This window comes from Streptomyces sp. Rer75 (assembly GCF_013414305.1).
GTDB lineage: Bacteria > Actinomycetota > Actinomycetes > Streptomycetales > Streptomycetaceae > Streptomyces > Streptomyces himastatinicus.
The window spans coordinates 6,751,151-6,777,515 of sequence record NZ_CP058693.1 but is presented as its reverse complement, the minus strand read 5'-3'; the positions used below and the strand labels follow the sequence as shown (position 1 = coordinate 6,777,515).

Genomic DNA, 26,365 nt, shown 5'->3' with positions numbered 1-26,365 from the left:
GCCCGGTTCGGATGATCCCGGGCCGGGCACGCCCGCCGGTCAGCCGACCGCGGCGGCGAACATGCCGGGCTCGTAGGAGCCGCCCCGCTGGTGGACGATCACGGCGAGCCGGTTGGCCGCGTTGATCAGGGCGACCAGCGAGACCAGGGCCGCGATCTGGTCGTCGTCGTAGTGCTTGCGCACCTGGGCCCAGGTCTCGTCGGACACGCCGGGGTGGGCGTCGGCGAGCCGGGTGCCCTCTTCGGCGAGCGCCAGCGCGGCCTGCTCGGCCTCGGTGAAGACGGTGGCCTCGCGCCACGCGGCGACCAGGTTGAGCCGGACCGCGGTCTCTCCGGCGGCCGCGGCCTCCTTGGTGTGCATGTCGATGCACCAGCCGCAGCCGTTGATCTGGCTGGCGCGCAGCGACACCAGCTCCTGCGTGGACTTCGGCAGCGACGACTGGTGGATCAGCAGCCCGGCGCCTGCGAACCGCTTGGAGAACCTGGCGCCGAACTCGTTCTCGAACAGGTTGAACCGTGCGTCCATGACGGTGTCCTCTCGTGTGGGTCTCTCGTGCGTCTCTCGTGGTGGTGCACTGGACGAACACGAGATGCCGACGGCCCGCTCCCTGTGACACCTCGGGCCGTGTGACGTGCGCCACCGGCCGGAGGTGTCACAGAATCGCCGCGACCGGCGTCTTGTGCGCGTGGCATCGTCGAGAGCGAGCAGGCAGGAGCAGCCGGTGAACAGTGAGCGCACCCAGGACACGGCCACCGAGGCGTTCGTCGCCCATCGCAATCTGCTGTTCACGGTCGCCTACGAGATGCTCGGCTCGGCCGCCGACGCGGAGGACGTCCTCCAGGAGACCTGGCTGCGGTGGGCGGGCGTCGATCTCGGCGCCGTACGGGACCAGCGCGCGTACCTGGTCCGGATCACCACGCGCCAGGCGCTGAGCCGACTGCGGACGCTCGGCCGCCGCAAGGAGTCCTACGTCGGCCCCTGGCTGCCCGAGCCGCTGCTGACCGCCCCGGACGTGGCGGAGGACATCGAGCTGGCCGAAAGCGTCTCGATGGCGATGCTGCTGGTCCTGGAGACGCTGACGCCGACCGAGCGGGCGGTGTTCGTACTGCGCGAGGTGTTCGACCTCGGGTACGACGAGATCGCCGACGCCGTCGACAAGAGCCCGGCCGCGGTCCGCCAGATCGCGCACCGGGCACGGGCCCACGTCGCGGCTCGCCGACCGCGCGGGGCCGTGTCCCCGGCCGAGACCCGCGACGCGCTCGACGCGTTCCAGCGGGCGGCCGACACGGGCGATCTTCAGAGCCTGCTCGACATCCTTGCCCCCGATGTCGTCTTCCTGGGCGACGGCGGCGGCATCAAGCAGGCCGTCCCGCGGCCCATCGTGGGCGCCGACAAGGTGGGCCGCCTGCTGGCCGCCGGTCTTGGCAGGATGGCCGAGGTGGGATCGCTGCGCCCCGCGCAGGTCAACGGCCACCCGGCGCTGATCCTCCGGCAGGACGACGCGGTCGACACCGTCCTGGCGGTGCGCATCGACGACGGCCTGATCACCGGCCTGTACGCCGTGCGCAACCCCGAGAAGCTGTCCCACATGCGACAGGAAACCGCCCTGCGCCGTTGAACCCGGGGGCCTGCACTCGAAGAAGCCAGCCCGAACTTTCCCCTCGCCAGGAGGAGTTGGGAAAAAAGATCTGGCCTTGGGGCAAGCCGGGTGCTTAAGGTGGCTCGCCGTCGCCCTCATCAGGAGGCGCGTCAACAACGGGAGGAACCCATGCGAGCAATACGAACGGCCCCGATCGTGGCCGGCATCGCGATGATGTCGACGATGGGCCTCGCCACCCAGGCACAGGCGTCGCAGAACAGCGGTTGGATTTACACCAGTAACCAGAGCGGCGCCGCCTTCTTCGACGCCGACCTCAACGGTCACCCCGGCGTGGAAAAGGTCACCGTCTGCGACAACAGATCCGACGGCCGCGGAATCACGGTCGAGGTGAGCGGTCGGGACGGTTCCGGCTCGGTGTGGGTGTTCACGTCCGACCCCTCCAACAACGGACGCTGCGAATCCATCGAAGGAAACTTCTTCCTGGAGGACACGGCCGTCGGCATCGTCGTCTACGAATACTGGGGCAACAACACCGCCCACAAGGCGACAGCCACAGCCGTCGCCTAACCTCGATCGCGCCTGACGGTCCGCCGGTTCCACCGGCGGACCGTTTTTGCGTGCGCGCGTCACAGCCATGGGTGGGCCGCCGACAGACGATACGTGATCCGGCAGCCCAACAGGGCGGCGTCGGCGGATTCTTATCCGTTACCGCCGGTTGGGCCGGGGCGCTGAGCCGCCCTCACTACGGTGAGACCCGTCTGATGCCGCGTGGGTCGCCCCAACGCGGCTCCGGCATCCTCCGACCTCGACCGAAGACGTGCCACGTTTGGCCGTGGCTCATGCGACCCTGACCCCTGGGGGACGATCCAGCCGATGAGCCACCCGATCCGAGGAGGCCGACACAAGCGGTCCCGTGACCCGCGCGCGCACTGGCTGCTGCTTTCCCTGAGCCTTCCCCTCATGTTCGGCCTGCTGATGTTCCAGGGCTGGACCACCCACGAGGTGGACGCCGCGAAATCGCGGCCCGCCTGCACCAGCCCGGTGCCGAAGGACATCGTCGGCGGCGGCCCGGTGGTGCAGATCAACAACGGCCAGGTGAAGACGGTGAGGATGCCCGCCGGAACGGTGGCGCTCACCTATGACGGCGGGCCCGACCCGGAGTGGACGCCGCGCATCCTCGACCTGCTGCGCAGGAACAACGCACGCGCGACGTTCTTCCTCAACGGCGCCAAGGCGGCCGAGCACCCGGATCTGGTGCGGCGGATCAGAGCCGAGGGCCATGAGATCGGCTCGAACACCTACACCGGCGCCGATATGGGCACGGCGTCGTCCGTCCGCTCCAAGATGGAGCTGTCGCTGACCGAATCGGCGCTCGCGGGCACCGTGGGGGCCGAGCCGCGGCTGATGCGGATGCCGCTGACCACCGACGTGGAGACGCTGTGCGGCGTCGAGTGGCAGGCGGCGCGCAAGGTCGCCGCGCAGGGGTACGCGCTGGTCGCCGCCGACAAGCCGTCGCGGCGGCCCTCGCAGGGGATGATCCGGCAGCTCTCGCTGACGGACACGGCGTACCAGGAGACGGAAAGACTGCTGAAGAACCCGCGGGTACAGAGGTTCACCACGGTGACGGGCGGGCTCGGGGTGCCGCCGGTCGAGACCCGGTCCTCCACCATGGAGCGCTGGGAGGGCACCGCCCTGATCTCGCTCGCGGCCGTGGGCCGCGCCTTCGTGACCATCATGACGTGGGTGCTGGGCATCGCGGGCGCGCTGGGGGTGCTGCGGCTGGTGCTGCTCGTCGTGTTCGCCCGCGCCCATGTCCGGCGGCTGACCCGCTACCGTCCCGGCGCCCCCGAGCTTCCGGTGGTGAACGCCCCGGTGACGGTGCTCGTCCCCGCGTACAACGAGGAGGCGGGCATCGAGGGCACCATCAAGTCGCTGCTGGCCTCCACCCACCAGAAGCTCCAGATCATCGTGATCGACGACGGGTCGACGGACCGGACGGCCGAGATCGCCGCCGCCAGCAACGACTCCCGGGTGCTGGTGATACGTCAGCCCAACTCGGGCAAGCCGACCGCGCTCAACACCGGTCTCGCGCACGCCAAGCACGACATCGTGGTCATGGTCGACGCCGACACCGTCTTCGAACCGGACGCCATCCGCCAGCTCATCCAGCCGCTCTCGCAGCCCGCCATCGGCGCGGTGAGCGGGAACACCAAGGTCGGCAACCGGCGCAGCCTGCTGGGCCGGTGGCAGCACCTGGAGTACGTCTTCGGGTTCAACCTCGACCGCCGCATGTTCGAGGTGCTGGAGTGCATGCCCACCGTCCCCGGCGCCATCGGCGCCTTCCGGCGCGAGGCGCTGCTGGCGGTCGGCGGGGTCAGCGAGGACACCCTCGCCGAGGACACCGACCTCACCATGTCCCTGTGGCGGGCCGGTTGGAAGGTCGTGTACGAGGAGACGGCCGTCGCCTGGACCGAGGTCCCCACCTCGCTGCGCCAGCTGTGGCGGCAGCGCTACCGCTGGGGTTACGGCACGCTCCAGTCCATGTGGAAGCACCGCCGCGCCATGATCGAGCTGGGCTCGGTGGGACGGTTCGGCCGCCGCGGGCTGACCTACCTCACGCTCTTCCAGGTCGTGCTGCCGCTGCTCGCGCCCGTGATCGACCTCTTCGCGCTGTACGGGATCCTCTTCCAGAACCCCACCGAGTCGGCCGGGGTGTGGCTCGCGTACCTCGGCATCCAGACGGTGTGCGCCGGATACGCGCTGCGGCTGGACGGGGAACGGATGCGGACCCTGTGGTCGCTGCCGTTCCAGCTCTTCGCCTACCGGCAGCTGATGTATCTGGTGGTCATCCAGTCCGTGGTCGCCCTGCTGCTCGGTGCCCGGCTGAAGTGGCACCGCATCCAGCGCTCGGGGACGGCCGGTGAAACGATCGGCGACCCGGCCGCGTACCAGAGAGCCTGACATCGAGACAACGGGCGGCCGCAGCCGTATCAGTAGTCAGCAGGCGCAGGCATACGGACGTTTCCACCCGAAGGGAGGCTGCCCCCATGAGTGATAGGCGGGAAGGGCGGGCAGAGGGAGAGCAGCAGCGGCAGGGGACGGCGGCGTACCTCCGGCAGCAGCCGACGCGTCAGGCGGGGGCGGCCCGGGCCTACGAGACGGCCAACGCGCCGACCGAGTCGTTCCCCGTCGTGCCGCCCGCGCCCAACCCGCCGCCGCCCCCGCCGCCGGTCCCGGGCAGCCCCGGGTTTCCGGGCGGGGGCGGGGTTCCGGGCAGCCCCGGGGTTCCGGGCGGCGCCGGGGTTCCGGGCGGCGCCGGGGTTCCGGGCGGGGGCGGTCTCCCCGGCGGAGGTCCGGGCGGTGTCAGGGGCCCGGGCGGGCCCGGTCCGATGCGGCCGGACGTCCCCGACCAGCGGCCCCTGTTCCGGGACGAGGACGCCGCCGAGCCCCTCGTCGTACGGCGGCGCGCCCCCAAGGAGCCGCTCAGCAGGCGCCGCCGCCTCACCCGGCTGGCGATCGTCATGGTCTCGGCGCTGCTGGTCGCCACCGGGAGCGCCTACATCTGGGTGGACACCCAGATGAACCGCGACGTCGACCTCGACAAGGCCGCGAACCGCCCGCCGCTCGGCAAGGGCACCAACTACCTCATCGTGGGCTCCGACAGCAGGGCGGGCCTGTCCGCGGAGGCCAAGCAGAGCCTCCGCACCGGTTCGGCCGAGGGCGGCCGCACCGACTCGATGATGGTGCTGCACACCGGCGCCAACGGCACCACGATGATGAGCCTGCCGCGCGACTCCTGGGTGAGGGTGCCGTCGTACGTACGCCCCGAGACCGGCAAGCGCTACGGCGAGGAGCAGAACAAGCTCAACGCGGCCTATTCGCGGGGCGGTCCCGATCTGCTCGTCCAGACCATCGAGCGCAACACCGGACTGCACATCAACCACTACGCGGAGATCGGCTTCGGCGGTTTCGTGGACATCGTGAACGCGGTCGGCGGCGTGCGGATGTGCGTGGACCGCGACATCAAGGACGAGAAGTCCGGCCTGGACCTGAAGAAGGGCTGCCAGACCCTCGACGGCGGCAAGGCGCTCTCGTTCGTCCGGCAGCGCAAGCAGGAGGCCAACGGCGACCTGGGACGCACCCAGAACCAGCAGAAGTTCCTGGCCGCGCTCGCCAAGAAGGCCGCCACACCGGGCGTTCTGGCCAACCCCTTCGCGGCGTTCCCGACCGTCAGCGCGGGGCTGGACACGCTCATCGTGGACAAGAAGATGAACCTCCAGACCCTGATGTCCCTGTTCCAGGCGATGAAGGGCGTCACCTCCGGCGCGGGCAAACAGCTCAACGTCCCGGTGTCCAACACCAACCTGAAGACGTCCAAGGGCAGCGCCGTGCAGTGGGACACCGTGCAGGCGAAGCGGCTCTTCGGCCAACTCCAGAACGACCAGCCGGTGGACGTGCCCCCGTCGCTGCCCGGCCGCCCGGCAGCGGCGGCACAGTAGCCGGGAGGGGGTGCCGCTTTTCCGCGGCACCCCCGTCGACGTTTCCGCGGCACCGCCGTCTTCCCCTCCCGGCGGGGCGAACGGTTTCATGGACGGGACGCTGATCGACGGCGCCGATCGACTGCGCTCGCAAGCGCGCGAGGAGGTCCGAGGTTGTCCGTGCTCTCCGCCCGCCCGCGGTCCCGTCCCCTCCGGTCCCCCGGGCTCCGGTCGCCCCGGCTCCGCCCTCCCCGCCGCTGGTCGCCCCGGCTGCGCCGACGGCTGGCGGCCGACGCCGCGCTGCTGGTCGTCGCGGCGGCCTTCGTCCTCCCGCTGGCCTGGCTGGTGCTCGCCTCGGTCGACGGCGACGCGACGTTACGGGTGTCGGCGCCCGGCACCCCGACGCTCGACAACTTCTCGGCGGTGTGGACGGACGAGATCACGTTCACGCCGATGCTCAACAGCCTGGTGCTGTGCGGCGGCGCCACCGCGCTGACCGTCGCGTGCGCGGCGCTCGCCGCGTATCCGCTGTCCCGGTTCCGCTCCCGCCTGGTGCGGCCGTATCTGATGACCGTGCTGTTCACGACGTGTCTGCCGATCACCGCGATCATGGTCCCGGTCTACGGGCTCTTCGTCCAGGTCGACCTGATCGACACCATGTCCGGCACCGCGCTCTTCCTCGCCGCCTCGCAACTGCCCTTCGCGATCTGGCTGATGAAGAACTTCATGGACGGCGTGCCGGTGATCCTGGAGGAGGCGGCCTGGACGGACGGCGCGTCCTGGGCGCAGAGCCTGACACGGGTCATCCTGCCGCTGATGGGCCCGGGCATCACGGTCGTGACGATCTACAGCTTCATCATGATGTGGGGCAACTTCTTCGTCCCCTTCATGCTGCTGCTCACCCCCGAACAACTCCCGGCGTCCGTCTCCATCTTCACCTTCTTCGGCAACCACGGGCAGATCGTCTACGGGCAGCTCGCCGCGTTCTCGATCCTCTATTCCACCCCGGTGCTGCTGCTGTACGTGCTCATCTCCCGGCGGCTGGGCGGCGGCTTCACACTCGGCGGTGCCGTCAAGGGGTGACGGGCTTGGCACAGCCGTGGTCTTCGGCCGAGCGGGCGGCGAAGGCGGACAGGGCCGCGCGTTCGTAGCCGAGGTCGGGGCGGGCGCGGGCGTCGCCGTCGGCGTCGTCGGCGCGGATCAGGTACAGGGCGCGCGGGGCGCCGTCCGGGCAGTCCGCCCCGGCCCAGTAGGCGCTTTGGCCGAGCCGCCCGGCGGGCTTCTCGGCGGGGGTGACGTCCTCGCCGTCGTTGCGGGTGTACTGGGCGCGGGCGTCCTCCGCGTACGGCCCGTAGTACGCGTCCAGGCGGTAGCGGGGCGAACCGTCGCGGGCGCCGAGGGCGCAGATCTCGCGCGGGGCGCGGGCCCGGGCGGTCTCGCGGGCGGTGGAGACGGCGGAGCGGGCGGCGGTGGGGACGGTCGCGCAGGTGCCGGTGGCGCCGAGCAGCGGTTCGTACTCGTCCTCGTTCACCGGCAGGTCCACGTCATAGACCTGCTTGCCCAGCCGGGCGCCGCAGTCCCAGCGGTCGTCGGCCCGTTGCGCGGTGGCGGTGGCGGTGCGGACGAAGGCGGGCCGGGTGGCGGGGTCGTCCAGGGTGGCGCCGCCGAGCGTGGTCTCGACGGTGATCAGCAGACTGCGGCCGCTCCCGGCGCAGTCGAGCAGCACGGCCGCGGTGGCCTTGCCGTCCCCGGGGTCGCCCTGGCGGGCGTTGTCGGTGGCGAGGAGGCCGGACCAGCCGTGGCCTACGGGTACGGGGAGGGTGTCGCGGGCGGGTACGGCGGTGTACAGCTCGCCGGTCCCGTACTCGGCGCGGGGGCGCGGCGCCCCGGAGATGGTGACGCCCACGCGGCCCCTGCCCTCGGCGGTCACCTGGCAGCGCACGTCGAGGGACGTGCCATGGCCGCCGCCGAAGGCGCCCTTCGTGCTGCTGGTCACGTCCACGCCGCTGTCGCCGAGCACCGCGCGCACCTCGTCGGCCGCGAGCGCCCCGCCGCACGCCTCGTCCAGTGCCCTCTCGTCGCTGCCCGCGAACCAGACGATCACGCCGGTGAGGACGGCCAGCGCGAGCGCGGCGGCCGCGATGCCCCGCACCTGCCGCCGGGTGAGCAGCGACCGCGGCCCGGTCGTCAGTGCCACTCCTCCACCTCCCCGAGCACCTTCGTGTCACGGCAGCCCGCCGACTTCGGCCAGCCGTCCTCGGCGCCCAGATAGCGGGCCAGCAGCGTGTGCGCGGTCTCGGCGAGCGCGGCGCGCTGCCCGGGGCCGAGCGGGACCGTCTCGCCATCGGGTATGTGCAGCCGGGGCAGGACGGAGACGCGGTGGTAGGTGACCCGGCCGCCGCACACCGACTGGGCCCACAGGGCGAGTTGGGGATGGGTGAGGTAGGAGGGGACCCGGTCCACCGCATCCGATGCGTCGGTGTCGGGGGATCCGGCCTTCGCGAGCCGGTTCTCCTCGTCCGCGCCCCAGCCGGGCACATGGCCCTCGCGTTCGTACGAGTCGTACGCGGACCGGCCCAGGATCCCCGCCCAACTGGCCGCCTCGACCCCGGTGATCTGCCAGTCCTGCGGCGTCACGCCCTCGTTCCGCGGGGCGCCCGGGTCCCAGTCGCCGGTGCAGGCGCTCAAGGAGGTGGAGTCCTGTGCGTCGCCGCGCGTGGTCCACGCCCCGGGCCGGAGCCCCGGCACCGAGGACGGGCTGATCCAGTCGCAGCGCCGCGCGGAGGGGCCGGTGACGCCGCCCCCGCCCTGGTCCCCGGCGGTCCGGGCGGTGGCCACGACCTGGGACGGCGGGTCCAGCGGGCGCCCGCCGCAGCGCTGCGCCCTGGTGATGGCGTTGGCGACGTGGACGGCGGTACGGAAGCCGGTGAGCGCGGTCGTACGGTCGGCCCCGGTGCGTCCGTCGGTGACCCTGGCCGTGACGTACAGATCGGTCGTCGGCCGGACCCGGCCGTCCAGCCCGCCCAGGCAGTCGGCGACCAGCCAGGCGCCCCGCGCCCCGTACCGGCCGGTGGTGCCGGGCGCCGTGAAGGTGCCGCCGGGGCCCGGGTCCACGATCTGGCGGGTCTCCATGCCCTGGGGCACGTCCGAGACGAGCGCCTCGGCGTGGACGGTGACCGCGTTGCCGCCGCCCCAGGACAGCGAGCAGTCGAGCAGGGAGCGGCTCTCCCGGCCGGGGGCGAGCATGGTGCCGTGCTGTCTCAGCTCACCGGGCCGGGCGTCCCGCACCAGCCGTTCGAGGTCGCCGTACGGCAGGGCGCCGTCGCAGGCCCTCCGTAACTGGTCGCGGTTGGCGGCGAGATGGCCGCCGCCCTTGCCGCCGATCGCGATGACGGCACCGGTGACCAGCGCCGTGATCAGTACGAAGAGGATCGCGTAGCGCAGCCACACACGGTCCGTTAACCCGCCCATCCCGCCGGTATCTCCCTACCCCCCTGATCGACTCCGTCCCCCCGGACCACCGGATCAGGCGGGGACCGTACGAGGTGGTGGCTCAGAAGACGGACTCGGCCTCGTCCATGCGGTGCGCCGGGACGGTCTTCAGCTCGGTGACCGCCTCGGCGATCGGCACCATGGAGATGTCGGTGCCGCGCAGCGCCGTCATCATGCCGAAGTCGCCGCGGTGGGCGGCCTCGACGGCGTGCCAGCCGAAGCGGGTGGCGAGCACGCGGTCGTACGCGGTGGGCGTGCCGCCGCGCTGGACGTGGCCGAGGATGACCGGGCGGGCCTCCTTGCCGAGCCGCCGCTCCAGCTCGGCCGCGAGCCGGTTGCCGATACCGGCGAACCGCTCGTGCCCGTACTGGTCGATCTCGCCCTTCTGGTAGTCCATCGCGCCCTCGGCGGGGTGCGCGCCCTCGGCGACGCAGATGACCGCGAACTTCTTGCCGCGCGCGAAGCGCTCCTCGACCATCTTGACCAGCCCGTCGACCTCGAAGGGCCGCTCCGGGAGGCAGATGCCGTGGGCGCCGCCCGCCATGCCGGACTCCAGGGCGATCCAGCCCGCGTGCCGCCCCATGACCTCGACGACCATGACCCGCTGGTGCGATTCGGCGGTGGTCTTGAGGCGGTCCATGGCCTCGGTGGCGACGCCGACGGCGGTGTCGAAGCCGAAGGTGCGGTCGGTGGAGGAGATGTCGTTGTCGATGGTCTTGGGGACGCCGACGATGGGCAGTCCCGCGTCCGACAGCATCCGGGCGGCGGTCAGGGTGCCCTCGCCGCCGATCGGGATCAGCACGTCTATGCCGTAGTCCCGGGCGTGGTCCTTGGAGGTTTCGCAGGCCTCGCGCAGCCGGGCACGCTCCAGGCGGGAGGAGCCGAGGATGGTGCCGCCGCGGGCCAGGATGCCGCTCACGTCGTCGAGGTCGAGCTTGCGGTGACGGCCGTCGAGGAGCCCCTTGAAGCCGTCCTCGAACCCGATCACCTCGTCCCCGTGGCCGGCGACCGCACGGTGCACCACCGACCGGATCACAGCGTTGAGGCCGGGGCAGTCGCCGCCTGCGGTGAGAACTCCGATGCGCATCGTGCTGTGTCTCCTGCTCCCTACGGGTAGATGTGAGCCAGTCCGATTGTTTCATGGGCGGGGTAGTGCTGTATCCCATGCTGCCGAGCGCCTTAACCATGGCCAAAGGTATTGTCAAGAGGACTGGGCCACCGAAAGCGGCCAATTTGTATCCGAAGGATGCATGTAAGGAAAACGCCGAGGAAACGGAGAGCACGCGTGACGCGCAGCGTGTACGTGACCGGGATCGAACGGGGTGACGGCCGCCAGGTCGTCGAGCTGGGGGTCATGGAGCTGCTGACCCGCCATGTCGACCGGGTCGGCGTCTTCCGTCCCCTGGTGCACGACAACCCCGACCGCCTCTTCGACCTGCTGCGGGCCCGCTACCGGCTCAGCCAGCCGCCCGCCTCGGCGAGCGGCATGAGCTACGAGGAGGCCGCCGCCCTCCAGGCCGAGCAGGGCTCCGACGAGCTGGTCTCGCGACTGGTCAACCGCTTCCACGAGGTGGCCCGCGAGTACGAGTACGTCCTCGTCCTGGGCAGCGACTACGCCGACACCAGCCTCCCGGACGAGCTGGGGCTGAACGCCCGGCTCGCCAACGAGTTCGGCGCCTCGGTGATCACCGTCGTCGGCGGCCAGGACCAGAACGCCGAGGCCGTCGGCGCCGAGGCCCACAACGCCTACCGCGCGTACGAGGCGCAGGGCTGCGACGTCGTCGCCGTCGTCGTCAACCGGGCCGTGCCGGACGACCGCGCGGAGATCGCCGAGCGGCTGGCCTCCCGGCTCCCGGTGCCCGGCTACGTCCTCCCCGAGGACGGGTCGCTGTCGGCGCCCACCGTCTCCCAGATCGTGCGCACCCTCGGCGCCGATGTGCTGCTCGGCGATCACGCCGGACTCTCCCGGGACGTCCGGGACTTCGTCTTCGGCGGCGCGATGCTGCCCAAGTTCCTGCCCGCGCTCACCGAGGGCTGTCTCGTGGTCACACCCGGCGACCGCGCGGACCTGATCGTCGGCTCGCTCGCCGCGCACAGCGCGGGCGCCCCCGCGATCGCCGGGGTGCTGCTCACCCTGGACGAGCGGCCCGGACCCGACATCCTGGCGCTGGCCTCCCGACTGGCCCCCGGCACCCCGGTGGCGGCGGTGGCGGGCGGCTCCTTCCCGACCGCGGCCGAGCTGTTCGCCATCGAGGGCAAGCTGAACGCGGGCGCGCCGCGCAAGGCCGAGACCGCCCTCGGCCTCTTCGAGCGCCACGTGGACACCGCCGCGCTGACCGACCGCATCGCGGTGGCCCGCTCCGGCCGCGTCACCCCGATGATGTTCGAGCACGAGCTGATCGAACGGTCCCGGTCCGGCCGCCGCCGGGTGGTGCTCCCCGAGGGCACCGAGGAGCGGGTGCTGCGCGCCGCCGACGTCCTGCTGCGCCGCGATGTGTGCGACCTCACACTGCTGGGCGCCGAGGACACGGTCCGCAAGCGCGCCGCCGAGCTGGGCATCCAGCTCGCCGAGGCGCAGATCGTCGACCCGGAGACCTCGCCGCTGCGGGAGCGCTTCGCGGAGATCTACGCGAAGCTGCGCGCCCACAAGGGCGTCTCCCAGGAGGAGGCGTACGACGTGGTGTCCGACGTCTCGTACTTCGGCACCCTGATGGTCCAGGAGGGCCTGGCCGACGGCATGGTCTCGGGCGCGGTGCACTCCACCGCGGCCACCATCCGGCCCGCGTTCGAGATCATCAAGACCGCGCCGGGTGCGCAGATCGTCTCGTCCGTCTTCTTCATGTGCCTGGCCGACCGGGTGCTGGTGTACGGCGACTGCGCGGTCAACCCGGACCCGGACGCCGAGCAGCTGGCCGACATCGCCATCCAGTCGGCGACCACGGCCGCCCGGTTCGGGGTGGAGCCGCGGATCGCGATGCTGTCGTACTCCACCGGCACCTCCGGCTCCGGCGCGGACGTCGACAAGGTGCGCAAGGCGACCGACCTGGTGCGCGAGCGCCGCCCGGACCTGATGGTCGAGGGCCCGATCCAGTACGACGCCGCGGTGGACGCGGCCGTCGCGGCGACCAAGCTGCCGGACTCCGAGGTGGCGGGCAAGGCGACCGTGCTGATCTTCCCGGACCTCAACACCGGCAACAACACCTACAAGGCCGTGCAGCGCTCGGCGGGCGCCGTCGCGGTCGGCCCGGTGCTCCAGGGTCTGCGCAAGCCGGTGAACGACCTGTCCCGCGGGGCACTCGTGCAGGACATCGTGAACACCGTCTCGATCACCGCGGTCCAGGCCCAGTCCCAGACGCCCCCGACCACCCCGGCGACCGGGTGACCCGGCGCCCCGATGGCCCCGGCCCTGACAGCCCCGACAACCCCGACAACCCCGCCACAGAAAGTGCAGACCGCGTGAACGGCTCCCGCGTCCTCGTCCTCAACTCCGGCTCCTCGTCCGTCAAGTACCAGCTGCTGGACATGGCGGACGGCGCCCGGCTCTCCTCCGGCCTGGTGGAGCGGATCGGGGAAGGCCCCGTCGCCGACCACACGGCCGCGCTCAAGCAGGTCGCGGAGGAGCTGGCGGGGCAGGGCCTGGGGCTCGACTCGCCCGAGCTGGCGGCGATCGGCCACCGGGTGGTGCACGGCGGCACCCGGTTCACCGAGCCCACCCTGATCACCGACGAGGTGGTCGAGGAGATCGAGAAGCTGGTCCCGCTGGCCCCGCTGCACAACCCTGCGAACGTCACCGGCATCAAGGTGGCCCGGGCGCTGCGCCCGGACCTGCCGCAGGTCGCGGTCTTCGACACCGCGTTCCACTCCACGATGCCGGAGTCGGCGGCCCGGTACGCGATCGACACCGAGACCGCCGACCGGTTCGGGGTGCGGCGGTACGGATTCCACGGCACCTCGCACGCGTACGTCTCCCGGGCGACGGCGAAGCTGCTGGGCAAGGACGTCACCGAGCTGAACACGATCGTGCTGCACCTGGGCAACGGCGCCAGCGCCTCCGCCGTGCGCGGCGGGGTGTGCGTGGACACCTCCATGGGGCTGACCCCGCTGGAGGGTCTGGTCATGGGCACCCGCTCCGGTGACCTCGACCCGGCGGCGATCTTCCATCTGTCCCGGGTGGGCGGGATGTCGACGGACGAGATCGACACCCTGCTCAACAAGCGCAGCGGGCTGATCGGGCTGTGCGGGGACAACGACATGCGCGAGATCGGCCGCCGGATGGGCGAGGGAGACCCGGCCGCGCAGCTCGCGTTCGACATCTACATCCACCGGCTGCGGAAGTACGTGGGCGCGTACACCGCGGTGCTGGGGCGGCTGGACGCCATCGCGTTCACGGCCGGCGTCGGGGAGAACTCGGCGGCGGTGCGGGAGGCCGCGCTGCGCGATCTGCCCGCATTCGGCATCGAGGTGGACGCGGTGCGCAACGCGGTGCGCGGCTCCGCGGCGCGGCTGATCTCCGCCGAGAGCAGCCGGGTCGCGGTGGCGGTGGTGCCGACCGACGAGGAGCTGGAGATCGCGAGCCAGACGTTCGATCTGGTCAGCGACTAGCCTTCGACTCGGCTTCGACTCGCTCAGAAATATTCCGCTCCGAAACAAACCGATAGGATCAGCCTCATGCGCCGTTCCAAAATCGTCTGCACGCTGGGCCCCGCCGTCGACTCCTACGACCAGCTCAAGTCGCTGATCGAGGCCGGGATGAACGTGGCCCGCTTCAACATGAGTCACGGAAGCCACCCGGAGCACGAGGAGCGCTACCACCGCGTTCGCAAGGCATCCGAGGAGACGGGGCGCGCGGTCGGCGTCCTCGCCGACCTCCAGGGCCCCAAGATCCGGCTGGAGACCTTCGCGGACGGCCCGGTGGAGCTGGTCCGCGGCGACGAGTTCATCATCACCACCGAGGACGTCGAGGGCGACCGGACGATCTGCGGCACCACCTACAAGGGGCTGCCGGGGGACGTCTCCAAGGGCGACCAGATCCTGATCAACGACGGCAACGTCGAGCTGCGGGTCACCGCCGTCGAGGGCCCCCGGGTCCGGACGATCGTCATCGAGGGCGGGGTGATCTCCGACCACAAGGGGATCAACCTGCCGGGCGCGGCGGTCAACGTGCCCGCGCTGTCCGAGAAGGACATCGACGACCTGCGGTTCGCGCTGACGATGGGCTGCGACATGGTCGCGCTGTCCTTCGTCCGGGACGCGGCCGACGTCCGCGACGTGCACCGGATCATGGACGAGGTGGGCCGCCGGGTGCCGGTGATCGCCAAGGTCGAGAAGCCGCAGGCGGTCGCCAACATGGCGGACGTCGTCGCGGCGTTCGACGGCGTCATGGTGGCCCGCGGCGACCTGGCGGTGGAATACCCGCTGGAGAAGGTCCCGATGGTCCAGAAGCGGCTCATCGAGCTGTGCCGCCGCAACGCCAAGCCGGTCATCGTGGCGACCCAGATGATGGAGTCGATGATCGAGAACTCCCGGCCGACCCGCGCCGAGGCGTCCGACGTCGCCAACGCGATCCTGGACGGCGCGGACGCGGTCATGCTCTCCGCCGAGTCGTCGGTCGGCTCCTACCCGATCGAGACGGTCAAGGTGATGTCCCGCATCGTCCAGGCCGCCGAGGAGGAGCTGCTCTCGCGCGGCCTCCAGCCGCTGGTGCCCGGCAAGAAGCCGCGTACCCAGGGCGGTTCGGTGGCCCGTGCGGCGTGCGAGATCGCCGACTTCCTGGGCGCCAAGTCGCTGGTCGCCTTCACCCAGTCCGGCGACACCGCGCGGCGGCTCTCCCGCTACCGCGCCCAGCAGCCGATCTTGGCGTTCACCACGGACCCGGAGACCCGCAACCAGCTGACGCTGAGCTGGGGCGTGGAGTCCTTCGTGGTGCCGTACGTGGAGCACACCGACGCGATGGTGGACCTCGTGGACGCCGAGCTGTCGAAGCTCGGCCGCTACAGCGCGGGCGACATCATGATCATGACGGCGGGCTCGCCCCCCGGCGTCCCCGGCACCACCAACATGGTCCGGGTGCACCACCTGGGCGGCGAGAACCGGTAACCGCCGGCACCTGCTGAACAGCTGAGCGGCCGGGTCCCTTCGGGGCCCGGCCGCTCAGCTCATGGCCCAGATGTAGCGGTCGTCGACGGACGGCTCGTCCGCGGCCTGGTCTGCCGTCTGGTCCGCGAACAGCTCCGCGATGTGGCATGCGTCCACGGTCTGCGCGGCTCCGTCGGTCATCCGCACCCTGGCCCCCGCCTCGTCCAGGACCTCCACCGCCTTCCCCGGCAGCACGCGGTCGGTGATGTGCCGCGCGGACAGGGCGACGGCCGCGTCGAGGGCGTCATCGGTGATGGTGACCTGGTGGTGCGCCTCGTACTCGCGGCGCAGCTGCTTCAGGATGCCGACGGCCTCGGCATGGGTGGGTTCACCGACTGGGACCACCTGGAAGTACGCGCCGAGGTCCGGGAATTCCGCGAAGGTGTCCGGGTCGGTGACGGCGATGACCCGCGGCTTCCCCCGCCCGAGCGCGCGCAGCGCATCGGCGTCGCCCGGCCGGACGTCGTCCAGGAACAGCACCGTGCGGTCCGGGTCCTCCACCGCCTCCCCCGCCGTCGTGGCGTCGACGGCCCGCAGCCGCACATCGGCCAGGCTCGCCGGTACGCCGCCCTGGGCGATGCGCTGGGCCAGTCCCGAGACGATCGACGTGCGCCCGGTGCCCGGCTCCCCCACCAGCAGGGCGCTGTTACGGGACTTGCGCATCAGGATCTGCATGATGCGCTGGATCTCCGGTTCGCGGCCGACGACCACGGGCGGCGGCTCCGGGGCCGGTGCGGGCGCGGGGGCCGGTGCGGGCGGGGGCGCGGCGAGGAGGCGGATGACCTCGCCCCGCACCCGCTCCTGGGGGGCGAACCCGCGCAGCAGCTGCGCCCCGGTCCCCTCGCCCTCCCGCATCAGGCCCAGCAGCAGATGCTCCGTACCGATGTAGTTGTGGCCCAGCGTCAAGGCGTCCTTGAGCGCCAGCTCCAGCGCCTTCTTGGCCCGGACCGTGAACGGTATGGAATCGGTCGGCGGCTTCGTACCGAAACCGGCGGTCCTGATCAGTTGCTCGCGGACCGCGTCATGCGAGATGCCGAGGTTGTGCAGAGCGGTGACGGCGACGCCCTCCACCGCGAACAGGCCCAGCAGGATGTGCTCGGTCCCCAGGTGGTTGTGGTTGAGCTTCCGCGCGGACTCCTGGCCCGCCATCAGGGCTTGGCGCGCCCGGTCGGTGAACCGTCCGAAGAACTCGCTCCCCGAGACGGCAGGCTTGCGAACCCGCTCCCGCACGGCTTCCAGATCGAGGCCGTACGCCCCCAGAACCCGGGTGGCGATGCCGTCCTGCTCGCACAGGAGGCCGAGCACCAGGTGCTCCACACCGACGTGGTGCATGCCCAGCTCAGTGGATTCCCGGTCCGCGTCCTCCAGCACCCGCTTGGCCGCCGGGGTGAAGGGGATGTGCCCGCTCGGGGTCGTGGTTCCCCTGGTGAGGGTGCGCTCTACCCGCTCCCGCATTCCGGCCGCGGGCACCCCGATGCTCGCCAAGAACTCGGTGCCGAGGCTCTCCCCCTCGCGAACGAGGCCGAGCAGCATGTGCTCCGTGCCGATCCAGTTGTGGTTGTGGTCCCGGGCCTCTTCCTGCGCCAGGATCACCGCCCGCCGCGCCCGGTCGGTGAAGCGCTCGAACATCTCTCACCCCGCAGCCACGAGTTCGGACAGATCCCGCTGCGCCCGCAGCGTGTGCGGATGGTCCGGGCCCAGCACCCGCTCCCGGTCCGCGGCCAGTTCGCGCAGCAGCGCCACCGCCTCGTCGCGCTCGCCCGTCCGGGCCAGGTTGTGGGCCAGGACATGACGGGTGCGCAGCGTCGCGGCGTGGTCGTCGCCCAGGACGCGCCGCCGGTCGAACAGCAGCAGCCGCAGCATCCGTATCGCCTCGGGCCGCCGCCCCGACTCGCCCAGGTTGACGGCGAGGAACTGGCGGCTGCGGAGGGTGTCGGGGTGGTCGGGGCCCAACAGCCGGGTCTGCCGGGCGTGGACCTCCCGCAGCCGGTCCGCCGACTCCGCGGGCGCCCCGGCCCCGCCGCGGGTGTGCGCGAGCCACTGACGGGTGCGCAGCGTCGCCACGTGGTCGGCGCCCAGCAGGCTCTCCTGCTCCTCCAGCAGGGCGCTGAACGCCTCGGCCGCCTCCGCGTACTTCCCCGCCTCGCACAGCGCCACCGCGGCCTCGTGCCGGGCGGGGTCGTCGGGGAGGCGGTGGGCGCGGTTGCGGGCGAGGGCGAGCAGGGCGGCGTTCCGCGAGCCGCGCTGGAGGGGCGCGGGCAGGCCCTCCGCGGTCATGGTGGTCTGGAGCCGCCGGTAGACCTCGTCGATGCTGAGCAGTTCGGGCCCGCCCGCCACGCCGTCCCGCAGCAGCCGGATCAGGCGGCCGGTGAACGCCGTGTTCTTCTCGCCGTCCTGGATGAGGGAGACCTCGTTGCCCTGGGAGGACGCCATCACATAGGTGCCCGCCACATCGACCTGCCCCAGCACGGCGGCCTCCGGCCCGGCCATGGTGCCGCTCAGCGCGCGGCCGGAGAAGCAGCAGTCGAGGATGATGACCTTGGAGGTGGCGCGGCTGTCGAGGACGACGTCGCGCAGTTTGCGGTATTCCAGGGAGCCGAACTCGGGGTCCTCGAATTCGCTGTCGGCCAGCGACAGATACAAGTCCTGCCGCCTGGGCGCGATCAGGCCGTGTCCGACGTAATAGACCAGCAGCAGGTCTTCCGCCCCGGCCGAGGTCGCCCGTAAGGAACGGCCCACCTGCTGAATGTCGCCCTGGTCCAGCAACACGGTGCAATGCCGGTCCGAAAGGCCCCCGTACGCGGGGTGGGTGAGGGCTGCGGCCAGATCCTCGATGGTGTCCCGCACCGCCGGAAGGTCCGGAAGTTTTGGATCGGAATAGCGACTTGTGCCGATCAGGACCGCCCGGGAACGCTCGGAATCGGGCAACCGCATGGCTATTCCTCTTCTGCGCGCAGCGCCTGCCGGAGAATCTCCTCGACGGACTCCTTGGTCACGTGCCGGGCGTCGATCTCCAGCCGCTGCCCGTCCGGGCGGTGGACCGTGACCTTGATGCCGGAGCGGCGCGGCTGGGACAGCCAGGCCCGCAGCGAGCCCGCGAGGACGGAGAGGGCGCCGCCCGCACCCAGCGAGACGACGAGCAGCTCCACGGCCGCGCCCATCTCGCCGTCGCGCGGCGGGGCCGTCTTCGGCCTCACCCGGCCCGCCAGTTCGGGCTCGTCGCGCAGCCATGCGGCAAGCTGCTCCAAGCTTTCGTCCGGCTCCGGGCCGTCGACCGAAATGTGGCTCTCCACCGCTGCCCCCGTCTCCCCCGGCGCGCGCCAAGCGGCATGGTGCGCGTCCATGCGAACACTCAAGGTAATGATAGAGCCCGGCACGGACAAACGCGCCCGCGGACACCGGGCGATCGGCCTGGTGTCCGCGGGCGGTGCCCTCCGAAGAGGGGCTTGCGGCTCCCGAACAGGTTTGTGGTTTTCCGGGGTTATTCCCCGGTCTTGTACACGTGCATTCCCGGGATGGTCAGTTCGCCGCCGAACTGACCGGCCTGGGTGACCGTCACATCGGTGAAGAACACCTCGGGGATGTTCACCGGCGGCGGGCTCTTCGGGCTGAAGGTGATCGGGATGATGCCCAGGAGGTTGCCCTTCAGCTCCTCCGTGTACATCGTCACCGTGCCGTTGCGGAAGGTCGAGGTGGAACCCTCGCGCGCCGCCACGTTGGTGGTGGTCCCGGCCGGGCCCTTGACCAGCTGGTGCAGGTCCTTGATGTCCACGCCCTCGGCGGTGAACTTGAGGACCTTCTTCGACTGGCCGTTGTGCGTCTTGACGTCGACGATGCCCTTGTAGTCCAGGCCGTGCAGGGAAAGCATCGTGGTCTTGAGGACCCACGGGTCGTCGGGCAGCGGGCTGGCGGTCGGCTCGTCCTCGGCGTTCTTGTACGCGTCGGCGTCGAACTCGGGGCAGGGGTAACCCACCTTGCCGCCGTCCGCGCCGTCGGACGGGGAACCGGACGGGGAGGGCTTCGGCAGGGCCTTGTCGGCCTTGTCCTTGGCGTCCTCGGCCGCCTTCTCCGCCTTGTCGACGGCGTCCTTCGCGCCGTCGCCGACCTTGTCCACCGTGTCGTTGACCGGGTTGTCGGCCTTCTCCTCGGTGGACGGGGAGGGGCTGGGCGTGGCGGAGGACGCCGACGGGCTGGGCGTGGCGGAGGGCTCGGCCGAGGCGTCGTCGCCTTCGGCCTCGTCGCCCTTGTCCGGGGTGAAGATGTCGTGCAGCTTGTCCCCGATGCCCAGCGGGTCCAGCGGGTTCTTGGTCTCGGATTCCGACGGGCTCGGTGACGCGCTCGGCTCCTCGGACTCCTCCTCGTCCCCGGAACCCGACGAGCCGGACGGGCTCGGGGTCGGGGTGGTCGGGGTCGGCTTGGCGGGTGCGGTGTCCCCACCCCCAGACGAGCCGGACGAGCCGGACGGGGCCTTGGAGCCCTGGTCCTTGCCGTCCGTGTCCTTACCGTCCGTGCCGTCCTGGCCGCTCTTGTCCTTGCCGTCGGACGCGTCCTTCTTGCCCTCGGCGTCGTCCTTGTCGGCCTCGTCGGGCTGGGAGACGCACGGTCCGGCCTTGTACCGGTCCTCGGCCCGCGTGTTGGCCGACGCGAGCTGCGGGGTCAGCCCCATGCCCATGAGCACGGCCGTCGGCATGGCGGCCAGCGCTATCGCCTTGCCCGCGGGCACCTGAAGGCGAGTGAGCATCGACTTCCTCGGCGCCGCATGCCGCGGTCCGGTTCTGGCCCGGCGCGGACTTCCGTCCGCGGCCTGCTCCTCTTCACCCCGCACGGTGCCTCCCATTCGTGGCTTCCTGGTCCGGTGCGGGTCCGGCCCCGGCCGGCTCCGGCACACCGCCATCGTCAGCGCCGTCCTTGGGCGCGGTTCCCGGCCCCTCGGCCGGCTGTGCCGTGGGGGTCTCGCCCGGCGCCCAGGCGACCCCCATGCCACCGCCGAACAGGGCGAGGAGGAATCCGATCAGGAAGCCGCCGATGTTGGACACGGGCAGCGACACCAGGCCGAGCAGGATCGAGGCGACCCCGGCGAACACCCGCACCATGGGCTGGAACCACATGGTCAGACCCAGCATCACCAGCAGTACACCGATGATGAGCGAGGCGGATCCGGCGGTGGTGGACAGGTTGATCGTGAACCCGCCCGCGTTGAGGCTGTTGTACGGGAAGTACATGATCGGCAGCCCGGCCAGGGTGGTGAGCAGCCCCGCCCAGAACGGGCGCTGCCAGCGCCATGCCCTGAAGGACTTGCGCCAATGGCTGGTACGGTCACGCGCCCCCGGCGACTCGGCACTCATTGAAAACAGCTCCCTGGGGCTGGCGATCTAGGTGATCGCAAGTGTTCTACTGCGGTACTGAACTGCGTGGCGCCTAAGCGCTGCTGGGCGATGCCGGGTGAGGGGCAGCGCCGCGGCCCCCCACCCTTCCAGCTCAGCGCTCTAGAAGCACTCGTTCTTGCCCTTGCTGACCTTCATCGAAAGGCCGGAGAGCTTGAACGTGCCCGCACTGGTCGCCCAAGCGGTCTGCTTCACACCGGTCAGCGTCGCCGAATCGGCCTGCTGGGCGAAGGAGCCGGGAAGGGCCTTGTCACCCTTGTTGATCCCGGGACCCTTGTTCGCGTCGCCCGCCGCCACACCGATGTCGATGCCGCGGAACGTCGCGTCGGCGTCCAGCTGGTCGAGGTCGATGAAGAGGTTCTTCGCCTCCACCGTCTTGCTGCCGTTACCGGCCGACAGCTTCAGCGACACGTCGCCGAAGACCGGGACCGGGACGACCACCGACTGGCACAGACCCTTGAGCTTGGCGCTCTTGAACGCGGACACCGCGACGGGGATGTTCTTCCCGCCGTGCTGGGTGTCTATCGCGCCGTACTGGGCGAAGCCCGTACCGTCGAGCCGGTCGACCGCGACCTTGAACTGCTGGCCGGACACGTTGAACGAGGCCGCGAGCGCACCCTGTGACAGGGCGACGCCGATCGCGGCCGTGGCAGCAACGCTCGGGACCATGACAACGGCGAACCGCTTCCATCTGGTCCCGCCACGAGCCAGGGACTCCATGACTTTCCTCCTTCTCGGACGTACATCTCCGGCCGGGGCCGCGGCCCCGAACTGGGATGGGAGAAGTGCTACGTCCTCGGGAAGGAGAGCGCCCACGTCTCACAGGCGCGAACTGCACCCGCCGAAACACCGGCGATCACCCCCGAGCGACAACCACTGGCCACGCTTCTCGCGCAACCTCCTGGACAGGCCCTGCCCGTTGGGCAGAGACCCCCCTGTCCACGGCCGACGCCACTGCCGCCGGCCTGCCCGGTGGGGACCCACCCGCAGCACCGCACCGACCGGTTGCCGGGCTTCGTTGAAGATGGACCGAGCTTGGCCGATCGTGGTCCATTCACGGCCGGGGCACAAGGGGTTCGTTACTAGCGAGTAACGGGCTGATAACCGATCTGCGGCAGGTCGGTCGAGCCCGGGCACGCAGGGTCGCCGCTCAACGCCCGGAAAGACGGGGAGATTTAACGGCAAGAACGGACAAAGCCCCGTCCCGGCCTTACTAGCAGTAACAGCAGCCGCGTTTACCAAGTTTTGGTAAAGCGCGGCCGCTGTTCCGTTTGAGAGCCGCGAGGTCAGAACAGGACGCGCGCCAACGCGCTACGCGCCGTGACCACTCGGGGATCGTCACCGCCGATCACATCGAAGAGGCTCAGCAGATGGAGCCGGGCCGCCTCGCGGTCCTCCCCCGCCGTGCGCCGCACCGCGTCGACCAAGCGACCGAAGGCGTCCTCCACATGACCGCCCACCAGATCCAGGTCGGCCGCCGCGATCTGCGCCGCCGAGTCCGCAGGGCTGTCGGCGGCCGCCTTGCGCACCTGCTGCGCGTCCAGGCCCTGCACCCGCTCCAGCAACTGGGCCTGGGCCAGGCCGAGCTTGGCCTCCGCGTTGGCCGGGTCGTCGTTCAGCACGTTCTGATACGCGCGGACGGCACCGCCCAGGTCGCCCGCGTCCAGCGCCTCATGGGCCGCGGCCAGCGCGCTGTCGTACGGACCCGCGGGCGCCTCCGGGGCCTCCTGCCCGGCGTCCTCCGCCGGCGCCTCGGCCGGGGCGCCGACGATGCCGAACTGCTGCTCCGCGGCCTGGACCAGCTGGTCCAGCACCTGGCGGATCTGCGCCTCCGGCGCCGCGCCCTGGAACAGCGGCACCGGCTGCCCGGCGACCACCGCGAACACCGCGGGGATCCCCTGCACGCCGAACTGCTGGAAGAGCATCTGGTTGGCATCGACGTCGATCTTCGCGAGGACGAACTTCCCCGCGTACTCCCCGGCCAGCTTCTCCAGGATCGGTCCGAGCTGCTTGCACGGCTCGCACCACTCAGCCCAGAAGTCGATGACGACCGGTACTTCGGTGGAGCGCTGGAGGACCTCCTGCTGAAAACCCGCCTCGTCGACGTCGAAGACCAGGCGCGTGGGCGCGGGCGCGCCCGTGCGGGCGGCGTCGGCCCGCGCCTTCTCCGCCTTCTGCTTCGCTTCCCCGGCCGCCTTCACCGCGGCGAGGTCGACCACTCCACTCATGGACATGTTCCGTGGCTGCATGGTCCTATCCTCCCCTCTCGACGCGGTGAATGGAAAAGCGCATCAGCCGATCCGCGGACAGGCCGGTCTTACGCTACGAGCCGTAGCGTAACCGGCCGGGACACCCGCGTCTACCTGCGAGTAGGGTCATGCGCCATGAGCCCGCCCAGCAGGCGCACAGGGCGCCCCCGCAGCGTCGAGGCCGACCGTGCCATCCTCGGCGCGACGCGTGCCGCCCTGGTCGAGCTGGGCTGGGGAAAGCTCACGATGGGCGACGTCGCGGCACGCGCCGGAGTCGCCAAGACGACCCTCTACCGCCGCTGGGCGGGCAAGAGCGAACTGGTCGTGGACGCGGTCGCCGCGGTCTTCGACGAACACCTGATGTCGGCCGACTGCGGCAGCCTGCGGGCGGACATCGAGAACGTGGTGGTGCGCTTCGCCGAGCTGCTGGAGCTGCCCGAGACCAAGACGGCGCTGATGGCCGTGGTCGCCGAGGCCACCCAGGACGAGGCGCTGGGGGCCCGGGTCCGGTCCGCGATCGTGGACCGGCAGAAGCGGCTGGTGCTGATCGGCCGGGAGCGCGCGCAGCTGCGCGGCGAACTGCCCCGCGAGGACGATCCGGGCGCGGCGGCCCGCAACGCGGACCTGATCTTCGACGTGATCGCGGGCTCGGTGGTCCACCGGCTGCTGGTCAGCGCCGAGCCGGTGGACGCGGAGTGGGCCCAGGGCTTCTCGACGCTGCTGCTGCACGGGCTGGCCGCGACGGCGCACCCCGGCGACGCACCCGGCGGCGCGGGCGCCCCGCCGGGAAGCGCGCCGGAAAACGGCCGGGGCGGTCAGAACCCGGCGGGCTCGGTGTAGATCCCCCACTCCCCGCGCAGCGCGTCACAGATCTCGCCGAGCGTCGCCTCGGCGCGCACCGCCTCCAGCATCGGCTCGATCATGTTGGAGCCGTCCCGGGCGGCCGCCACCAGCGCCTTCAGCCCCTCGGCGACCGTGGCTTCGTCCCGCCCGGTCCTACGGGCGCCCAGGATCCGCACCTGCTCGCGCTCGACCTCGTGGCTGACCCGCAGGATCTCCAGATCGCCGGTGACCGAGCCGTGGTGGCAGTTGACGCCGACGACCTTCTTGTCCCCCTTCTCCAGCGCCCGCTGGTAGGTGAAGGCGGACTCGGCGATCTCGCCGGTGAACCAGCCGTCCTCGATGCCGCGCAGGATGCCGGAGGTGATCGGCCCGATGGGGTGCCGCCCTTCGGGGACCGCCCGGCGGCCGCGCTCCTTGATCTGCTCGAAGATCTTCTCGGCGTCGGCCTCGATCCGGTCGGTGAGCGCCTCGACGTACCAGGAGCCGCCCAGCGGGTCGGCCACGTTGAGGATGCCGGTCTCCTCCATCAGCACCTGCTGGGTGCGCAGGGCGATCTCGGCGGCCTGCTCGCTGGGCAGCGCGAGGGTCTCGTCCAGGGCGTTGGTGTGCAGCGAGTTGGTGCCGCCGAGCACGGCGGACAGCGCCTCCACGGCGGTCCGAACGACGTTGTTGTAGGGCTGCTGGGCGGTGAGCGAGACCCCGGCGGTCTGGGTGTGGAAGCGCAGCCACTGCGCCTTCTCGGACGTCGCCCCGTAGACGTCGCGCATCCAGCGGGCCCAGATGCGGCGGGCCGCGCGGAACTTGGCGATCTCCTCGAAGAAGTCGAGGTGGGCGTCGAAGAAGAAGGACAGGCCGGGCGCGAAGGCGTTGACGTCCAGGCCGCGGGAGAGGCCCAGTTCGACGTAGCCGAAGCCGTCGGCGAGGGTGTACGCCAGCTCCTGCGCGGCCGTCGCCCCCGCCTCGCGGATGTGGTAGCCGGAGACCGAGAGCGGCTTGTACGCGGGGATGCCGCGCGCGCAGTACTCCATCAGGTCGCCGATCAGCCGCAGATGGGGCTCGGGCGGGAAGAGCCACTCCTTCTGCGCGATGTACTCCTTGAAGATGTCGGTCTGGAGCGTGCCGTTGAGCACCGCGTGGTCCACGCCCTGGCGCTCGGCGGCGACCAGGTACATGCAGAAGATCGGGACGGCCGGGCCGCTGATCGTCATCGAGGTGGTGACGTCGCCGAGCGGGATGTCCTTGAAGAGGATCTCCATGTCGGCCGCGGAGTCGATCGCGACACCGCAGTGGCCGACCTCGCCGAGCGAGCGCGGATCGTCGGAGTCGCGGCCCATGAGCGTCGGCATGTCGAAGGCGACCGACAGCCCGCCGCCGCCCGCCTTGAGGATCATCTTGTAGCGCTCGTTGGTCTGCTCGGCGTTGCCGAAGCCCGCGAACTGGCGGATGGTCCAGGCGCGGCCGCGGTAGCCGGTGGCGTAGAGACCCCGGGTGTACGGGAACTCACCGGGCCAGCCGATCCGCTCGAATCCCTCGACCGTGTCACCCGGCGCGGGCCCGTAGACCGGCTCCACCGGGTCCCCGGACAGGGTGGTGAAGTCGGCGTCGCGCTTGTGCGCCGCGTCATACCGGGCCTGCCAGCGGCGGCGGCCTGCCTCAATGCCTTCGGCGTCCATACGTCAAATTTACTAGGACGTCCAACTAATTGTCGACGGCTGACTGCCCGTGTCGGGCCGACCGGGTGTCCGGCCGACCCGTTCCCGCAGGTCGGAGGGGGAAGAGCGGCTCAGGCCTTCGCGGTCTCGGGCTCGGATCCGCTGACCAGCGGCTCCAGCTCGCGGGAGATCTTGCGCTCGACGAAGAAGGCCGCGGTCGGGATGGTGCCCGCGAGCAGCACCCAGGCCAGCTTGCCGAACGGCCACTTCGCCTTGGAGCCCAGGTCGAAGGCGAAGACCAGGTAGAGGACGTACAGCCAGCCGTGCGCGATGCCGACGACGCTGGTGAACCCGGCCGCGCCGCTCACGTCCAGCAGATACTTGGCGATCACGCCGAGCGTCAACAGGATCAGCAGCACACCGGTGACGTAGGCCATCACCTGGTAGCGACGCAAAACGCTCTTCTTCATGCGGATGAGCGTAACGCCCCCGGAAAACCCCCGCGGAGGCGGGGCCGACGCCATCGCCCGGT

At 71.1% G+C, this 26,365-nt stretch carries 22 protein-coding genes; 9 read left to right on the top strand and 13 right to left on the bottom strand.

What is annotated here, in order from left to right:
- Positions 1-39 precede the first annotated feature (39 nt).
- On the bottom strand, positions 40-525 hold the full coding sequence (locus HYQ63_RS29260) for a carboxymuconolactone decarboxylase family protein (protein ID WP_179936840.1): 486 nt from the start codon (positions 523-525) through the stop codon (positions 40-42).
- A 160-nt stretch (positions 526-685) separates the two neighbouring features.
- Between HYQ63_RS29260 and HYQ63_RS29255 the strand changes: the two genes are divergently transcribed.
- The 5 genes from HYQ63_RS29255 (at position 686) to HYQ63_RS29235 (ending at position 7,161) form a co-directional block, all read left to right on the top strand.
- Positions 686-1,618 carry an RNA polymerase sigma-70 factor gene (locus HYQ63_RS29255; RefSeq protein ID WP_179936839.1) on the top strand — a complete coding sequence of 311 codons (933 nt, stop codon included), beginning with the start codon at positions 686-688 and terminating at the stop codon, positions 1,616-1,618.
- Positions 1,619-1,768: 150 nt separating this feature from the next.
- Entirely contained in the window at positions 1,769-2,167 is a 399-nt protein-coding gene (locus HYQ63_RS29250) for a hypothetical protein (RefSeq protein ID WP_179936838.1), read from the top strand.
- A 306-nt stretch (positions 2,168-2,473) separates the two neighbouring features.
- A complete protein-coding gene (locus HYQ63_RS29245; protein WP_179936837.1) occupies positions 2,474-4,561 on the top strand; it encodes a glycosyltransferase in 2,088 nt (695 codons plus the stop codon).
- Positions 4,562-4,647: 86 nt separating this feature from the next.
- A complete protein-coding gene (locus HYQ63_RS29240; protein WP_179936836.1) occupies positions 4,648-6,099 on the top strand; it encodes an LCP family protein in 1,452 nt (483 codons plus the stop codon).
- Positions 6,100-6,252: 153 nt separating this feature from the next.
- Positions 6,253-7,161 (top strand): carbohydrate ABC transporter permease, encoded by a 909-nt coding sequence (locus HYQ63_RS29235; RefSeq protein WP_373689153.1) that lies wholly within the window; start codon positions 6,253-6,255, stop codon positions 7,159-7,161.
- Here the strand turns inward: HYQ63_RS29235 and HYQ63_RS29230 are convergent.
- The 3 genes from HYQ63_RS29230 to HYQ63_RS29220 form a co-directional block, all read right to left on the bottom strand.
- Positions 7,151-8,275, bottom strand: a complete 1,125-nt coding sequence (locus HYQ63_RS29230; RefSeq protein WP_257232233.1) for a hypothetical protein — start codon at positions 8,273-8,275, stop codon at positions 7,151-7,153. The two genes, HYQ63_RS29235 and HYQ63_RS29230, sit on opposite strands and share 11 nt — an antisense overlap.
- Complete coding sequence (locus HYQ63_RS29225) at positions 8,266-9,549, bottom strand: hypothetical protein (RefSeq protein ID WP_179936835.1); 1,284 nt, start codon at positions 9,547-9,549, stop codon at positions 8,266-8,268. The genes HYQ63_RS29230 and HYQ63_RS29225 overlap by 10 nt, the downstream gene beginning before the upstream one ends.
- A gap of 82 nt (positions 9,550-9,631) precedes the next feature.
- Positions 9,632-10,657: an ATP-dependent 6-phosphofructokinase gene (locus HYQ63_RS29220; protein WP_179936834.1), complete on the bottom strand. Its 1,026-nt coding sequence runs from the start codon at positions 10,655-10,657 to the stop codon at positions 9,632-9,634.
- A 198-nt stretch (positions 10,658-10,855) separates the two neighbouring features.
- Here HYQ63_RS29220 and pta point away from each other — a divergent pair, with 198 nt between their 5' ends.
- From pta to pyk, 3 genes are all read left to right on the top strand, one after another.
- Positions 10,856-12,952: a phosphate acetyltransferase gene (gene pta, locus HYQ63_RS29215; protein WP_179936833.1), complete on the top strand. Its 2,097-nt coding sequence runs from the start codon at positions 10,856-10,858 to the stop codon at positions 12,950-12,952.
- A gap of 74 nt (positions 12,953-13,026) precedes the next feature.
- The gene (locus HYQ63_RS29210; RefSeq protein WP_179936832.1) at positions 13,027-14,172 is read left to right on the top strand and encodes an acetate kinase; all 1,146 of its coding nucleotides are present in this window, start codon (positions 13,027-13,029) and stop codon (positions 14,170-14,172) included.
- Positions 14,173-14,238: 66 nt separating this feature from the next.
- Positions 14,239-15,666, top strand: a complete 1,428-nt coding sequence (pyk, locus tag HYQ63_RS29205) for a pyruvate kinase (protein ID WP_179936831.1) — start codon at positions 14,239-14,241, stop codon at positions 15,664-15,666.
- A gap of 54 nt (positions 15,667-15,720) precedes the next feature.
- Here pyk and HYQ63_RS29200 read toward each other — a convergent pair whose 3' ends face one another.
- From HYQ63_RS29200 to HYQ63_RS29170, 7 genes are all read right to left on the bottom strand, one after another.
- Positions 15,721-17,334: an ATP-dependent Clp protease ATP-binding subunit gene (locus HYQ63_RS29200; RefSeq protein WP_179936830.1), complete on the bottom strand. Its 1,614-nt coding sequence runs from the start codon at positions 17,332-17,334 to the stop codon at positions 15,721-15,723.
- Positions 17,335-17,337: 3 nt separating this feature from the next.
- Entirely contained in the window at positions 17,338-18,639 is a 1,302-nt protein-coding gene (locus tag HYQ63_RS29195) for a tetratricopeptide repeat protein (protein ID WP_179936829.1), read from the bottom strand.
- A gap of 2 nt (positions 18,640-18,641) precedes the next feature.
- Complete coding sequence (locus tag HYQ63_RS29190; RefSeq protein WP_179936828.1) at positions 18,642-18,998, bottom strand: hypothetical protein; 357 nt, start codon at positions 18,996-18,998, stop codon at positions 18,642-18,644.
- A gap of 188 nt (positions 18,999-19,186) precedes the next feature.
- On the bottom strand, positions 19,187-20,446 hold the full coding sequence (locus tag HYQ63_RS29185; protein ID WP_257232232.1) for a hydrogenase expression protein HypF: 1,260 nt from the start codon (positions 20,444-20,446) through the stop codon (positions 19,187-19,189).
- A gap of 73 nt (positions 20,447-20,519) precedes the next feature.
- Positions 20,520-21,050 (bottom strand): DUF6114 domain-containing protein, encoded by a 531-nt coding sequence (locus tag HYQ63_RS29180; RefSeq protein WP_179936826.1) that lies wholly within the window; start codon positions 21,048-21,050, stop codon positions 20,520-20,522.
- Positions 21,051-21,191: 141 nt separating this feature from the next.
- Complete coding sequence (locus HYQ63_RS29175) at positions 21,192-21,809, bottom strand: DUF6230 family protein (protein WP_009714968.1); 618 nt, start codon at positions 21,807-21,809, stop codon at positions 21,192-21,194.
- 566 nt (positions 21,810-22,375) lie between these two features.
- On the bottom strand, positions 22,376-23,338 hold the full coding sequence (locus HYQ63_RS29170; protein WP_179936825.1) for a tetratricopeptide repeat protein: 963 nt from the start codon (positions 23,336-23,338) through the stop codon (positions 22,376-22,378).
- Positions 23,339-23,473: 135 nt separating this feature from the next.
- On the opposite strand from HYQ63_RS29170, the gene HYQ63_RS29165 reads away from it, so the two are divergent.
- The gene (locus HYQ63_RS29165) at positions 23,474-24,178 is read left to right on the top strand and encodes a TetR/AcrR family transcriptional regulator (RefSeq protein WP_179936824.1); all 705 of its coding nucleotides are present in this window, start codon (positions 23,474-23,476) and stop codon (positions 24,176-24,178) included.
- Here HYQ63_RS29165 and HYQ63_RS29160 read toward each other — a convergent pair.
- Together HYQ63_RS29160 and HYQ63_RS29155 are read right to left on the bottom strand one after the other, a co-directional pair.
- A complete protein-coding gene (locus HYQ63_RS29160) occupies positions 24,154-25,854 on the bottom strand; it encodes a methylmalonyl-CoA mutase (RefSeq protein WP_179936823.1) in 1,701 nt (566 codons plus the stop codon). The two genes, HYQ63_RS29165 and HYQ63_RS29160, sit on opposite strands and share 25 nt — an antisense overlap.
- Positions 25,855-25,964: 110 nt before the next feature.
- Positions 25,965-26,303: a DUF3817 domain-containing protein gene (locus HYQ63_RS29155; RefSeq protein WP_179936822.1), complete on the bottom strand. Its 339-nt coding sequence runs from the start codon at positions 26,301-26,303 to the stop codon at positions 25,965-25,967.
- Positions 26,304-26,365: the final 62 nt, after the last annotated feature.